The organism is Paenibacillus sp. FSL H3-0321 (genome assembly GCF_038002865.1).
Classification (GTDB): Bacteria; Bacillota; Bacilli; order Paenibacillales; family Paenibacillaceae; genus Paenibacillus_AQ.
Genome location: NZ_JBBODH010000001.1, coordinates 314,380 through 328,186 on the forward strand (window position 1 = coordinate 314,380; position 13,807 = coordinate 328,186).

Here is a 13,807-nt window from a genome sequence, read left to right on the forward strand (position 1 = left end):
CTGCATGAACCATAAAAAATGGTATCCTCAAAAAAGTGAAGGGGCAGCATAGCCTTATGAAACTAGGACATATAATGATTTTCGTCAATGACATGACAAAGGCGAGATGGTTTTATTCTGAATTACTGGGTTTGCAAACACTGTTAGAGCAAGAAAATAAGCTTGTTTTTGACCTTGACGGATGTCAGCTTATAGCTTTTAAGTGTGAAAAGACCAAAGAAATTGGAGATTATTCAAACGAGGCTAGAACAGTTTTGGTGTTTGAGGTCGTGTCCGTTGAGCAAACTTATAAGGAAATGAAGGAAAAGGGTATTCGATTTTTGCATGATAAACCTACTCAAGGGCGATATGCTGCTTTCGTTGATCCGTTTGGTAATGTGCATGAAATCGCTGAATCGTTCGATTATGAGTCGTTAAAGTAGCGGCAGTCTAAAACTTTATTTTCTCGTCCAAGACTGGCGCTGTTTCTATTATTGGGCTCAGTCCCCAGTGAACGAGTCGCCACATACCTTGGCGAACAGCTCTTCCTTGGGAACTACCCGGTTTTTGTGCCGGGCCATTTAACGGACACTTAAATTTCTGTAAATTGAACACCCATTAGTGTCATAGTGGCAATATCTAAAGCGGTGTCAGTTGCTTCTTCTGGGAAGCTGACTCCCGGTTTAGGTGAGGTTCTTCCATTTAATTCGAAAATTCGCTCAAGTTGAGTCAATGTACTGGCTGCCGTAAGATGTGCTTGACCTAGCGGGTCCGTAACACGGATTCTATGTATCTTTGAATTAGTTTTTATAGACAGAATAAATTCCTGCGGTGCGGTTGAAGTATTGAAGCTGCTATGAAGTATGGACGTACGTCTCTTTAGGGACAGGCGCGCCCAAATACCACATCTCACCAATGCAGCGAATGCACGGTTTGTGAAACGGCTGTCGAAGGCCAGACGTATGGACACCCCTTTGGCAAGTCCGTTACTGACCAAGGTCATACTCTCAGGACTGCTTATACGTCGGCACTGGAAGACTTGTTCTCTGCTGAAGGAGACAGTCTTGGGATCAGAGAAGCCGGGAACGGTGCGTGCATTGCTTTGCTCCCATATTTCAAAAGGCAAATGAGCGTCAACGAAATGAGTGAAAGAATCTAGGCCGCTTTTGTCTTTTAAAGAAAGGAGAATATCGATATCGATGTTCTCCGCCGGTTCCTTACCCATCAGTATGGATGAAGCGGCAATCGTTGCGGCACTTGCCATCCAGCCAGATGCAAGTACAACGGGAGAATGGCCTTTTTCTTCGGATACCACAGCGTGGGCATCATCAATTCGTTCGATCCAGCGGGTGATATCAATGAGTGGAATCCCACGTTTCACGGCTGCTCGCAGCAATCGATCTTCCTGATCATTGACTGACACGATCATGGCATCGGGCATATATGTCATACCTGCCAGCGGATCGGCATCAAGGATGTCGATCCGTACTCCATCAGCTTTGGGTAGAAGACGTGCTGCTGACTGTGCTTTATGAAGCCGTCGTCCCCCAATAATAATATGTACCTCGGGATAATGAATCGAAATCAACTCGCTTAATACTGTTCCTACCGTGCCATATCCACCAACGATAAGAATAGATGTATTACTTTTCTTGAAAATATGCTTACTTAATGTGTTTTCCTGAACATCTGTTGTCATCTGATGCACCTCATTTATTTTCGCTAAATAATAATAAACACTTGTATTTATTTGAACATGTGTTTATTGTAAAGATGGAGTTGTAACATTTCAATCTTCAATATCGCAGAAAGTGTTCAAATATGAACATATTATAAAAAATTGTTGAGGAGATATTGAATGAAGGATAGAAGGACAAGCAAAACGAAGCGGGCTATTCGTGCAGCTTTTTTACAGCTGTTAGAACATAAACCCTTAAATCAGATTACAGTGGCAGAAATATCGAGGGAAGCTGATTTGGGGAGAGGCACATTCTACTTACATTATAAGGATATCCGCGATTTATCGGATCAATTAGAAAATGAATTATTGCGTGAACTCGAAGAACTATATGATGCTTCTCTTCCCTGCGATACGATGGAGAATTTAATAAAGCTTACGGAAACGCTGACGGAATACATGGAGTCTAACCGTGAGCTGTTTATTCTGCTGGCACGCAGGGAACAAGAAGCAGCGACATTTCAGAAGATCAAACAGTTTTTTGTGAAAAAGTTGATCCTGGAGGACAGGCGCCCGTTTGATGAATACAAACAGACGGAGGCTATTTTCCTTGTCGCTGGGGTAGTAGGTGTATTGGAGGTGTGGATCAGTGAAGGTATGAACAAGCCGCGTCAGTTGATATCCAAGTGTCTTCATGAGGTATTAATGAAGATGGATATTTGACAGTTGGGAAGCATAAAAATAGTGAGATCGGGATACCGGATGCAGAATTCACAAAAAACAACTCGAAAGGGAGTAGGTTATGGACATCGAAAAAATCAAACAGATTATAAATTCTGGGGAGATGTATGATGACGCAGGTGATGATGTAGCAGCAGTTAGGTCACTCGCTTTAACCATGTGCCGGGAATATAATCAAAAAGTAAATACAAATGAAGGCTACGATATGTCTATATTGAAAGAATTGTTTTCAGACGTGGGTGAGAATGTATATATTGAATCTAACTTCCGTTGTGAGTTTGGATTCAATATCTCTATGGGGCACGATGTGTATATTAATCACGACATGATTATTCTTGATTGTAACGAAGTGAAAATCGGAAATGATGTCTTTATTGGGCCACGAGTGGGGTTATATGCAGCAAATCATGCGGAAGATCCCTTTGAACGGGCGGATAAAGGAGTCTATTCGAAACCAATTACTATAGGGGATCGGGTATGGCTGGGGGGAGATGTTAAAGTTACTCAAGGTGTAACTATAGGCGAAAACAGCATTGTTGGTGCTGGAAGCGTAGTGACCAAAGATATCCCTCCTAATGTCATTGCTGCAGGAAATCCGTGCAAGGTTATTAGACCGATTAAATTTTCCGATCGTCCTTGGAGAAGATAAATAATTAGCCATTGATTTTCCAGACGATCTTGAAGACATGGTTATTGATCAACTCATTTAAATGGGTTGATTTTTTTTATCCGAGATGGAGGGAAGCGGCTAAGGAACCCTGTTCTTGTACAATTGCCGCGAAGCCTGACGTTATCCCTCCATCCTTCGTTGTTTTGTAAGCGACAATTTCTCCTTTTTATGATTCAGAATGCTTGAGAGTTACAATATTTTGCTTCCAAATGGTAAATAGGAAATATCCGTAACCAGCTTTTGAAGAGGTCCTTCCGCTTGGAATGACACTTGAGTACGTTTTCTGCGGGATGGGCAGGTTGTCCCGTGATCTTTCGTTTCTTCCTCCTCACGCGGTTGTGGTCCCTCACGCTGCATAATTCGCTGAACCCGTTTGTGGTTTATGAACTCTTCTGCGCGAAGGAGTGCGGTAAATTTTCGGTATCTATACGAAAATTCATGCTGCATGCAAAGCTGCCTTGTCTTTTCCGCTGTCGGATCTGAACGCCTTTTGTCAGCAGCAGACTTCCAATGGTAATAGGAAGCTCTTGCAACCCCGAGCCATACACAGGCCTCATAATACTTACTACTTTTCGAATGGACTCGATCCAGGTCATATGACTGGTTCCTCCTCCTTTCCAACACCTTGTTCTTTAATAGTAGTTCCATTTGCTGCTTCAAGAATCGGTTCTCGTCCTTGACCTTTTCAAAGTTCCGAAGCGTGTTCCAGGCCACTCCCATAGCTGGATTGCTTGCCCACTGGCTGCTCTAGACGATACAGTTCGCCTCCTCGATAACCATCTGTCAGTAACGTAACCATACAAAACCGCGGAGAGATAACACTGACCGAAGCGTAGCTTCGGCACTTATTTTTGACAGAGCGAACGAGGCCCAACAATTCCTCTTTGGAATTTTTTTTCTACATAAAAAAAAATTAATAACACAGAATAGTGATGCTCATAAAACAAAAGGAGGAGTTAATAACGATGTACATTCAGCCAAACACGGAAGGTATGCGTTTATCATGTCCACCACCTTGGGCGAAATCAAGCCCGTGGGGGACTCCACCGTGGTGTTCACCTAAAAGTGGGGGAACTCAGCCGGCTCAGCCACCTAGCCATTATATCTGGCCAGTCGCTATTCCATTAATGGGATCGCTTCTAGTTCCTTGGACTCCGCCCTGGGGTACACCTCCACCTTTTTCACCGAATGAACCGCGGATACCTAGAAATTATTCTTTGACTTGGCCGTATCTTGATTACTTATTTACTCAATATCCAGAAGAAGTAGATCAAATTTTTTCTATGATTGAAAAGGAAATGGAAGGTCGGTCTATACCTGATGGACAAAATGAAATAGTATCGTCTTACGCTTCGACTCTAAATGAGATTATTCCCAAAATACTCAATTCTGAAGAAGGAAAACGCATTATAGAAAAAATCAATGGTTACGATAATTCAAATCCTTCTTCTAGAGCATGGGTATTGGTAGGGGCTCTTGTGCTTGGTGGTCTTGTTGGGTGGGGCGTTTCTGAAATTTTCCATCACCATATTAGAGCGCGTTGAACTAACTGAAGAGCTTGTTGTTTTCGGATCACTCTCTATGAACACGTATAAAAAAAGACCCGTAACCCCATTTTGAACTGTGACCCGTAAGATGGAAACTTTGAAAAAAGTGACCCTCTTATGGGTCATTTGTGTTTTAATCGAAATAGCGAAATAGCGGAGGAAGCCTTCATGAATAATAAAACAAGAGGAAGCTCAAAAATATTCAACGAAAAAGAGATTAAACTACTAGAGAACAATCCAAATGTAGAGAACGTGACGGAAAAGAGTATCACCTATTCGTCAACGTTTAAGTTGGCTGCGGTTAAGGCCTATAAGGAGGGTCAAACTCCAATGGAAATCTTCCTTAGTGCGGGATTTGACGTAGATATTATCGGTCGCAAGAAGCCTAAGCATTGCCTAACCCGTTGGCGTAATACGTACAATGCTCTGGGAGATGCTGGATTACTAGAGGAACAACGAGGAAAGGGATCCCCGGGCAGACGACCAGCTGGAGAACTTTCTATCGAGGAAAAGTTCAAACGTGCAGAGGCACGAATCAAGCTTTTGGAGATGGAGAACGATTTTTTAAAAAAGCTAGAGGCGCTCGAAAAGCAGAAGATGCAGAGGGAACATTGACACCCTCCGAGCGCTTTGAAATTATTAACCAAACGATACGTAAGCACGGTTTGCAGCGAGTGACGCGTTATTTGTGCAGGCTAGCCAGTGTGAGCTTAAGCGGATATTACCGTTGGCAAGCTGTTGAGGAAGCCAGACAGTTGCGAGAGGAAGCGGACGAGCGTGACGCTTTCCTCATCAAGAAACACTATGATGCTTTAAATGGTAGAGCAGGAGCATTGGTCGTGAAGATGAGGCTGGAACGGGAGAACGGTATCATCATGAATCATAAGAAAATTCGAAGATTAATGCGAAAATATAAGCTCATTGCTACGATCCGGCAAGCCAATCCCTATCGGAAGATGGCAAAAGCCACACAAGAGCACCAAACGTGTCCCAACTTACTCAAGCGTCAGTTTGACCAAAGAGAGCCCGAGAAAGTGCTACTGACGGATATTACCTATATGCATTATGGCGATGGACAATGTGCTTATTTATCCGTGGTGAAAGACGGGGCTACGAGACAGATTCTAGCTCACTACCTCTCTTCGTCATTGGCCATGCCAATTGTAGAACGAACACTGGAGAAACTACTTGAACGACTGGATGGCAATATTCATCCAGAAGCTCTGTTACACTCGGATCAAGGAATGCACTATACTCATCCTAGATTCCGCCTTCTCGTACACAAAGCTGGGTTTACACAGTCCATGTCACGGAAAGGAAACTGCTGGGATAACGCCGCCATCGAGAGCTTCTTTGGCCATATGAAGGATGATTTGGAGTACAAGTCATGTATGACTCTCGTGGAATTACGAACAAGGGTGGATGACTATATCGCCTACTATAACTCCGAGCGATATCAATGGGCATTAAAAAAAATGACTCCCGATGAATTCAGGAGTCACCTATTAACCGCTTCTTAAAGGTCTTCTTTTTTAAACTTTCCACAAATACGGTCACAGTTCATTTTTAGGGATGAAGGGTCTTTTTTTTATTAGCTACGCAGGGCTATTTATCGATCTTTTAGGAAATTAATTTCAGCTTCTTAACCTTAGTTTCTGATTCTAAAAAAAGATATCCCCTGGGCATGAGATATTTGTCTGGGCGAGTAAAGAGGTGTCTGAGGACAGGTCGGATTTCACTCCGAAAAAGACCTAATCTTAATTACGGTCATAAAATCATTCTTTACCGATCATTCTAGATATGTTATATTATTGGCATGGGAGGAATACACAGATAAAAAGCCACGTTTCATTGAAAATGAATATGGCCGTCTAGACATACTGTTTTTTTTACCTAAATAAGAACGATCGTTCTAATATGTACTTAAAACTCATTTACACTAATCTGCATGTTATGGAGGAGAAAATATTATGAAGTATACAGTTATTACAGGAGCAAGTTCAGGGATTGGATATGAGACGGCATTGGCGTTTGCTGCACGTGGCAAAAACTTAATTTTGGTAGCTAGAAGATTGGACAAATTAGAAGAACTCAAATCAGCAATTCAGGATATTGATCCTACTGTAAATGTTATTGTTCATACAAGTGACCTGTCTGTTACAGATCAGGCCTACACACTGTATAGCAATCTAAAGGAATACCAAATTGAGACTTGGATTAACAATGCGGGGCTCGGTGAAGCTTCTTTTGTAGTAGAGCAGAATTTAGATAAAGTTGAAACTATGTTACGTGTTAACATCGAATCCTTGACGATCCTTTCTACACTATATGTTCGAGATTATGCTGATGTAGAAGGAGCTCAGTTAATTAACGTCTCATCCGCACTCGGATATACCATTGCTGTTGGGAGTGTTGCTTATTCTGCATCTAAATATTACGTTAGTGCCTTCACAGAAGGGCTTGCAAAAGAACTAGAAATGAAAGGCGCAAAACTAACAGCAAAAGTTTTAGCACCAGCTATAACGGAAACAGAATTCGTAAAGAAATCATTAGATGCTGAAAAATTTGATTACAAAGCAAACATGCCTAAGTACCACACTGCCAAACAAATGGCGGGCTTCATGGTGGATCTTTATGATAACAACGAAGGGGTAGGGATTGTAGACCAGAACTATGATTTCAATCTGAGGGGCCGAATCTATCCAATAATTTCAGAATTTTAAGTTCAGTGAACCGAATAAAGGTGAACCATGGCGTACAACTGAAGATTGTGCGCCATGGTTTTAGTCTAAAGCTGTTCGACGCTATCCCCAAATTAGCAAAGGAAGAGGATGAATATGAGAGCAGCACAAATACAGAAATATTCAAAAGTAATACAAGTGGAAATTAATGATGTTAACATACCACAGATCAATAGTCATGAGGTACTTGTCAAAGTAAAAGCTGTAGGTGTAAATCCACTGGACATCCTTAATCTGAATGGCAGTGTTCGCATGATTGCCGACTATAAGTTACCATTAACTTTAGGGAATGAACTATCTGGAATGATTGAAGCCGTCGGTGATGATGTTTTGAATTTTAAGGTTGGTGACCCTGTTTATACGAGGTTGCCGCTTAATAAAATCGGTGCTTTTGCTGAATATGCAGCCGTAAATGAAGATGCTTTATCCATCATGCCTGAAAATCTATCTTTTATTGAAGCTGCTGCAGTACCCCTTACTGCCTTGACTGCTTATCAAGCATTGCATGATGTACTCCATGCCCAGCCGAATAAAAAGCTATTCATTCCTGGAGGAACCGGAGGATTTGGAGCTATGGCAATCCCCATTGCCAAATCAATGGGATTATATGTTATTACAAGTGGCAGTGAAAGAGGCAAATCACGTATACTGTCGATCGGGGCTGATCAATTTATAAATTACAAGGCAGAGAATTATGCTAACATACTATCAGATATCGATTATGTGATCGACACCTTGGGTACTAAAGAGATCAAAGCTGAACTGGGCATTTTAAAACCACAAGGGAAACTGGTATCATTGAAAGCAGGACCTAATTATCGCTTTGCGGTTGACAATCATTTTCCATTGTGGAAAAAAGCATTGTTTGGCCTAGTGGGTGCTCGTTTAGATTCTTTAGCGCGTAAGAAACAAAATGAATATCGTTTTTTATTTGTGCAAGACAACGGAAGTCAATTACAAGAAATCACCAAACTTGTTGAAAAAGAAAATATCAAGCCCTCTATAGATTCAACTTATACGTTTGGTGACATTAACAAGGCGTTGCTTAAAGTGTCGACGGGCCATTCCCAGGGCAAAGTGATTGTGACCTTCTAAACAACAAGCAAACTAAGCGACGTTGCTCACGTATACTGAGTTAAAAACAAATTGTATCCATCGGCCAGAAGCAAAGAATTCGAAAAGGGGAAACAAATATGAAAATAGAGTTACATAAGCAAAGTGATATTGATACTTTAACAGATATTTGGTATAAAGGCTCAATTCAAGCACATGATTTTATCGATCAAGAATATTGGCTTTCTCAAAAAACGGAGATGAGAGATAAATACATTCCAATGTCGGACACCTATGTAATTTACAATCAAGCAGAAATTGTTGGGTTCGTTTCTATGGTTGAGGACTATTTAGCGGCACTTTTTATTGATACATCTTATCAAAAAAATGGTTATGGAAAAGAACTAATTAATTTCATGAAAATTCAAAAATCAAAAATTACATTAAAAGTATATAAAGAAAATACTTCAGCAACACGCTTCTATGAGAAGAACGGCTTTACTATTAAAGAAACTCTTTTAGATGAAAACACCAATCAGGAGGAATACCTAATGGAATGGGAGGAGTCATAAAGGATACAAGTTCTTGTCCTTTGCGCAGGACAAGAACTTGGTCTCATTGGCGAATAGATCAATGTCCAGTACCATGGATTGAATTCATCCAGAAATCGGACTCATTCTTCTTGGCGTATCAAGTCAAACAAGCAGCTTCTCCATAATCATCACGTCAGTCGGCTTTCCATCATTTTCAGCGACCAGAATCGCAAAACTTCCTTGATGTTCATCAAACCAGTTATTTATGAAGGGACGATCTTTCGTTTCTTCTTCAAGAGCAGCAATTCGATCTTCGATGCCTTGATTGTAAATGTGAAGAATATCCTCTACATCTGCATACGTTGCCCTCCGAACGGTACTGTTCCGCATATCCCATAACCTCCAAATCAGTTTAAGATTTCACTGCTTTGATAACGGCTGAAACAATGTATTGATCAACATTGGCACCGGGAACCCAGTCTTTAATAAATGTTCTGGACTCGTCTTTAGGCTCAATCCTGATCTCGGTAAAGCCGCTTTCCCGAAGCATCCCTTCAACAACTGCAATGGAAGAAGCACCGGAGATGCAACCGGAGTAGAGTTCATCAAGATCATTTTTAATTTCAGGTGGAAGCTCCGCCGTAGTTACGATGTCCGAGATGGCCAGACGACCGCCCGGCTGAAGGACCCGGTAGGCTTCACGGAACACCTGTTGTTTATCTGGCGAAAGATTAATAACGCAATTGGAGATAATCACATTTACCGAATTGTCGGAGACGGGAAGATGCTCAATCTCACCCAAACGAAACTCAGTGTTCATAAATTTTCCTTTAATAGAGTTCTCCCTTGCGCGGCTGATCATCTCAGGTGTCATATCCACACCGATTACTTGGCCTTGGTCGCCTACCTGCCGGGAGGCCAGGAAACAATCGAATCCGCCACCGCTCCCGAGGTCCAGAACATGTTCACCAGCCTGCAGTTCAGCAATAGCTTGAGGATTGCCGCATCCAAGGCCTAAATTGGCACCTTCGGGGGCTGCAGCCAGTTCTTCACTGGAGTAGCCCATTTTAGCGGATATGGCATCAAAATCAGAAGGGGAGTCACAGCAGCTTTCGGCTGGGGTGCAGCAGGAAGAGGCAGCTTCGACTTTTTTTACGGCGATTTTTTGGTAGCGGCCCCGTACATTCTGGCGGATCTGGTCGTTTGTCATTTGGGTCATGATTGAACACTCCTTTAAAGGTTTGGATTAGTTTACACGTTATATGTTGAATCAACTTGCAAAATGCAAGTATAAGTCAAGAGAAATCACCCTTTTACCGGTGCACAGCAATTGCTGGATTTCCCCATAGCTTCGTTGAACAGCTTAATCGAACGGAGTAAAGTTTCTACTTCAAACTCACTCATATTCGAAAAAGCTTCATCCAGGTAGGCGTTCATTTGATGATCAATCGTTGTTGCCACCATTTTCCCTTCGGGAGTAAGCGCCAGGGTATAGACTCTTCGATCTGCCTTGTCAGCTGTTTTTGTAACCAGTTTCATTTTCACCAAAGATTGGACTTGTCTGCTAAAGGTTGTAATATCGGTCCCGAGTGTTTCAGCAACCTGTTGCATGGAGGGACTATGGCTCCGATCAATTTCATACAGCAGATGGCTTTGGGCTGCGGAGAGATTACATCCGCCTACGCTGCAGCAATCTTTATTCAGTAATCCTAAACGCCGGGTCATGATTTGGAATAATTCTCGTGGGGTTTCCATTGTTATCACCTCTTGACTTTAGTTATATCGTAATTACTTGTAAATTGCAAGTGTATGTGAATTCGTGGGTATACAATTTACTCCTGATTCCAAAACAGTCCTCTCTACTATGAAAAAGGTGCCAACTGTTGTTTGCTGCGAACGACATTTAGGTTATTGATTATATAAGCTTATAATTATATAATGATGTTCGAGGTCCGATCAAATTTGTTTGAAGGGAGAGCTGAGATGCGTGCGGTATAGACACTACTGGAGGGTAAAGACTTGGTAGCTCTTGCAAGCCTTATCTTTATAGTCACATTGATTTTTGTCATTTGGCAACCTAAAAATCTCTCGATAGGATGGTCTGCCTGCGGCGGGGCGATACTCGCTTTGCTTTTCGGGGTAGTCAGCTTTAACGATGTTCTTGATGTTACTCTGATTGTCTGGAATGCTACCTTAGCATTTGTGGCGATCATTCTGATCTCGTTAATTCTCGATAAAATTGGTTTTTTTGAATGGGCTGCCTTACATATGGCAAGAGCCGCCCGTGGGAACGGAACCCGGATGTTCATCTATGTCACCATTCTTGGAGCAATAGTAGCCGCATTTTTTGCCAATGATGGTGCGGCGCTCATCTTAACTCCAATTGTGCTGGCGATGGTCCGTGCACTCCATTTTGACGAGAAAAAAGTATTTCCGTTCATCATTGCCAGCGGGTTCATTGCCGATACTACATCATTGCCGCTGGTTGTTAGCAATTTGGTGAATATCGTATCGGCTGATTTTTTTGGACTAACCTTTATGGAGTATGCCGGGCGGATGTTAATGCCAACCTTATTTTCCTTAGGGGCAAGCATTATCGTGCTCTATCTCTTTTTCCGTAAAAGCATTCCAAGGAACTTTGACAGCTCACAGCTGAAAAGTCCTGAAGAGGCCATTAAGGACAAACAGATGTTCAAGCTGTCCTGGGTTGTTCTTGCTGTTCTGCTGGCGGGATACTTTGTTAGTGAATTCCTGAACATTCCTGTTTCTGCGGTGGCCGGGATCGTCGCCATATTTTTCCTGATCATGGCAAGAAGAAGTCCAGCTGTACCGACAATGGAAGTGGTGAAGGGCGCACCTTGGGCGATCGTATTCTTTTCCATCGGCATGTATGTCGTCGTGTATGGGCTGCGAAATGCGGGCCTTACGGATGTATTGGCTAATACCATTCAGACTGTATCGGAAAAAGGGTTGTTTGCAGCTACGATGGGGATGGGCTTTATTGCCGCAATCATCTCCTCAGTAATGAATAACATGCCTACCGTTATGATTGATGCCCTGGCCATTGAGGCTACGCATACCTCGGGACTAATAAAGGAAGCCCTGATTTATGCGAATGTCATCGGTTCTGACTTAGGACCGAAGATTACACCGATTGGTTCACTGGCTACCTTGCTGTGGCTTCATGTGCTTTCGACCAAAGGTGTGAAGATATCCTGGGGAACGTATTTCAAAACAGGTATAATTCTGACGATTCCCACGCTTTTCATCACACTGCTGGGCTTATATATAACATTGATCCTATTTTAAAACTAAAGGAGACTATCAATCATGGATAAGAAAACCATTTACTTTTTGTGTACAGGAAATTCCTGCCGGAGCCAGATGGCCGAAGGTTGGGCAAAAAAATACCTGAGTTACGAGTGGAATGTATACAGTGCTGGCATTGAAGCTCACGGTTTAAATCCGAAGGCTGTACAAGCCATGAACGAAGTGGGTATTGATATTTCAAGTCAAACCTCGGATATTATTGATCCACAGCTGCTGAACAACTCCGATCTCGTGATTACTTTGTGTGGAGATGCCGCAGATAAATGTCCAATTACCCCTCCTAAAGTGAAACGTGAGCACTGGGGATTTGATGATCCAGCGAAAGCGCAAGGAACAGAGGAAGAAAAATGGGCTGTCTTTCAGCGGGTACGTGACCAAGTGGGCGAGCGCATCAAACAGTTTGCTGAAACTGGTAAATAATCATTCCTTTAAAAACCCGCGCCTGCCGCGGGTGTGCAGAAAAGGGGATAACTGGATACTAATTATGGGCAGAATAAATATAATCTCTCTTGCAAACCTTGTAAGACTTCTTCCGGCATTTCCCTAACCTTTATATCCCCACCGAGGAAAAGTAGCCAATTTGTTATTTCGGTCAATTCTTCGGGCTTGTTAACATTGATAAAAGTCTTTAGAACGGCTGTGGTCTGGTAAGGATTCGTATAGGAGATTGAAAGCTTTAAAGGATGGTATTTTTTGAACTGGGCAATCGCTTTTGGACCAAGCTCAAAGACCAGGTTGATTACTTCTTCCTGCTTACTTAGCTTTTCTAAAATCTTTTTCTTACTTAATCTTTTTTTCGTCGGGTAGGGTATAACACTAGTGAGATGGTCGACAGGAAAAATCTGCTTCTTTTCTTCTTTCAAGTCAAAACCTTCGATCAGCCAAAGGCTTTTTTCACGATAAAGGTGCAAGAGATAAATTGGATAAGACTTTATTACCTTCTCCTCTTTGATGGTAATCAATAAATAGCTATCTGAAAGAAGGATTTGGATTAGTTTTTCTAACATGGGATGGGGGAGGTCTGAAAGATCAAGCAGGTCGGGATTGTTGGGGTTGGTCCCTTCAAAAAGCAAGCTTTGATTTAGAAGAAAAAGCTCTTCTTGCTGGTTTTCTGAGATGAGGCCCAGTAATTTTTCAGATAAAGACTGACGACTCTTTAGATAGGGAAGTTGTTGATTTCTAGTGGCCATAAAGGCAATAAAAAGGGCTTTGACCTCATTATTGGTAAAGCGAACGACGGGAAGTACTGAGTTTCGCATGACAAAATAACCCCCATCCCGTCCAACTTCAGCGACAAGCGGCATCCCTAAGGCCTCAATTTCTCTGATGTCTCTAATAGCTGTCGAACGGGATATGTTAAATTCCCGCATGATTTCAGAAATTGTAAAGTGGGCACGGTTGTTGATATACCGCATGATGATATTAATCCGTTCAACTTTTTTCATCGGACTCCTAAACAGTATCATTTTTTGACATGATTTAAGGCTATCATATACTTATCAAGTGAAGAAGACAAATCATTTGATTAATTTAAC

At 42.1% G+C, this 13,807-nt stretch carries 16 protein-coding genes; 10 read left to right on the plus strand and 6 right to left on the minus strand.

Annotated elements, in window-relative coordinates:
* The first annotated feature begins 56 nt into the window (after positions 1-56).
* Complete coding sequence (locus tag MHI45_RS01295; RefSeq protein ID WP_076113917.1) at positions 57-422, plus strand: VOC family protein; 366 nt, start codon at positions 57-59, stop codon at positions 420-422.
* Between the two features lie 149 nt (positions 423-571).
* Here the strand turns inward: MHI45_RS01295 and MHI45_RS01300 are convergent, their stop codons facing one another.
* Complete coding sequence (locus tag MHI45_RS01300) at positions 572-1,678, minus strand: hypothetical protein (protein WP_076113916.1); 1,107 nt, start codon at positions 1,676-1,678, stop codon at positions 572-574.
* A gap of 159 nt (positions 1,679-1,837) precedes the next feature.
* On the opposite strand from MHI45_RS01300, the gene MHI45_RS01305 reads away from it, so the two are divergent.
* Positions 1,838-2,380, plus strand: coding sequence for a TetR/AcrR family transcriptional regulator (locus MHI45_RS01305; RefSeq protein ID WP_076113915.1), 543 nt, complete (start codon positions 1,838-1,840; stop codon positions 2,378-2,380).
* 79 nt (positions 2,381-2,459) lie between these two features.
* Positions 2,460-3,047 (plus strand): sugar O-acetyltransferase, encoded by a 588-nt coding sequence (locus MHI45_RS01310; protein ID WP_038592278.1) that lies wholly within the window; start codon positions 2,460-2,462, stop codon positions 3,045-3,047.
* Between the two features lie 210 nt (positions 3,048-3,257).
* On the opposite strand, the gene MHI45_RS35065 is transcribed toward MHI45_RS01310, so the two are convergent.
* Positions 3,258-3,788: an IS3 family transposase gene (locus tag MHI45_RS35065; RefSeq protein WP_076113914.1), complete on the minus strand. Its 531-nt coding sequence runs from the start codon at positions 3,786-3,788 to the stop codon at positions 3,258-3,260.
* Between the two features lie 245 nt (positions 3,789-4,033).
* Between MHI45_RS35065 and MHI45_RS01315 the strand changes: the two genes are divergently transcribed.
* The 5 genes from MHI45_RS01315 (at position 4,034) to MHI45_RS01335 (ending at position 8,981) form a co-directional block, all read left to right on the plus strand.
* Positions 4,034-4,612, plus strand: a complete 579-nt coding sequence (locus MHI45_RS01315; RefSeq protein ID WP_144024475.1) for a hypothetical protein — start codon at positions 4,034-4,036, stop codon at positions 4,610-4,612.
* Between the two features lie 171 nt (positions 4,613-4,783).
* A protein-coding gene (locus MHI45_RS01320) for an IS3 family transposase (RefSeq protein WP_144024538.1) occupies positions 4,784-6,135 on the plus strand; the annotation gives its coding sequence in 2 pieces (ribosomal slippage) (positions 4,784-5,171 and positions 5,171-6,135; 1,353 coding nt in all).
* 450 nt (positions 6,136-6,585) lie between these two features.
* On the plus strand, positions 6,586-7,338 hold the full coding sequence (locus MHI45_RS01325; RefSeq protein WP_076110914.1) for an SDR family NAD(P)-dependent oxidoreductase: 753 nt from the start codon (positions 6,586-6,588) through the stop codon (positions 7,336-7,338).
* 114 nt (positions 7,339-7,452) lie between these two features.
* Complete coding sequence (locus tag MHI45_RS01330) at positions 7,453-8,451, plus strand: NADP-dependent oxidoreductase (RefSeq protein WP_076110913.1); 999 nt, start codon at positions 7,453-7,455, stop codon at positions 8,449-8,451.
* Between the two features lie 98 nt (positions 8,452-8,549).
* Positions 8,550-8,981 carry an N-acetyltransferase gene (locus MHI45_RS01335; RefSeq protein WP_076110912.1) on the plus strand — a complete coding sequence of 144 codons (432 nt, stop codon included), beginning with the start codon at positions 8,550-8,552 and terminating at the stop codon, positions 8,979-8,981.
* A gap of 123 nt (positions 8,982-9,104) precedes the next feature.
* On the opposite strand, the gene MHI45_RS01340 is transcribed toward MHI45_RS01335, so the two are convergent.
* From MHI45_RS01340 to MHI45_RS01350, 3 genes are all read right to left on the minus strand, one after another.
* Positions 9,105-9,332, minus strand: coding sequence for a GNAT family N-acetyltransferase (locus MHI45_RS01340; RefSeq protein WP_076110911.1), 228 nt, complete (start codon positions 9,330-9,332; stop codon positions 9,105-9,107).
* Positions 9,333-9,354: 22 nt separating this feature from the next.
* The gene (locus MHI45_RS01345; RefSeq protein WP_076110910.1) at positions 9,355-10,161 is read right to left on the minus strand and encodes an arsenite methyltransferase; all 807 of its coding nucleotides are present in this window, start codon (positions 10,159-10,161) and stop codon (positions 9,355-9,357) included.
* A gap of 86 nt (positions 10,162-10,247) precedes the next feature.
* The gene (locus MHI45_RS01350; RefSeq protein ID WP_076110909.1) at positions 10,248-10,697 is read right to left on the minus strand and encodes a MarR family winged helix-turn-helix transcriptional regulator; all 450 of its coding nucleotides are present in this window, start codon (positions 10,695-10,697) and stop codon (positions 10,248-10,250) included.
* Positions 10,698-10,961: 264 nt separating this feature from the next.
* On the opposite strand from MHI45_RS01350, the gene MHI45_RS01355 reads away from it, so the two are divergent.
* Together MHI45_RS01355 and arsC are read left to right on the plus strand one after the other, a co-directional pair.
* The gene (locus MHI45_RS01355) at positions 10,962-12,251 is read left to right on the plus strand and encodes an arsenic transporter (protein ID WP_076110908.1); all 1,290 of its coding nucleotides are present in this window, start codon (positions 10,962-10,964) and stop codon (positions 12,249-12,251) included.
* A gap of 21 nt (positions 12,252-12,272) precedes the next feature.
* On the plus strand, positions 12,273-12,692 hold the full coding sequence (gene arsC, locus MHI45_RS01360; RefSeq protein WP_076110907.1) for an arsenate reductase (thioredoxin): 420 nt from the start codon (positions 12,273-12,275) through the stop codon (positions 12,690-12,692).
* Positions 12,693-12,754: 62 nt separating this feature from the next.
* Here arsC and MHI45_RS01365 read toward each other — a convergent pair whose 3' ends face one another.
* Entirely contained in the window at positions 12,755-13,717 is a 963-nt protein-coding gene (locus tag MHI45_RS01365) for a helix-turn-helix transcriptional regulator (RefSeq protein ID WP_076110906.1), read from the minus strand.
* Positions 13,718-13,807 lie beyond the last annotated feature (90 nt).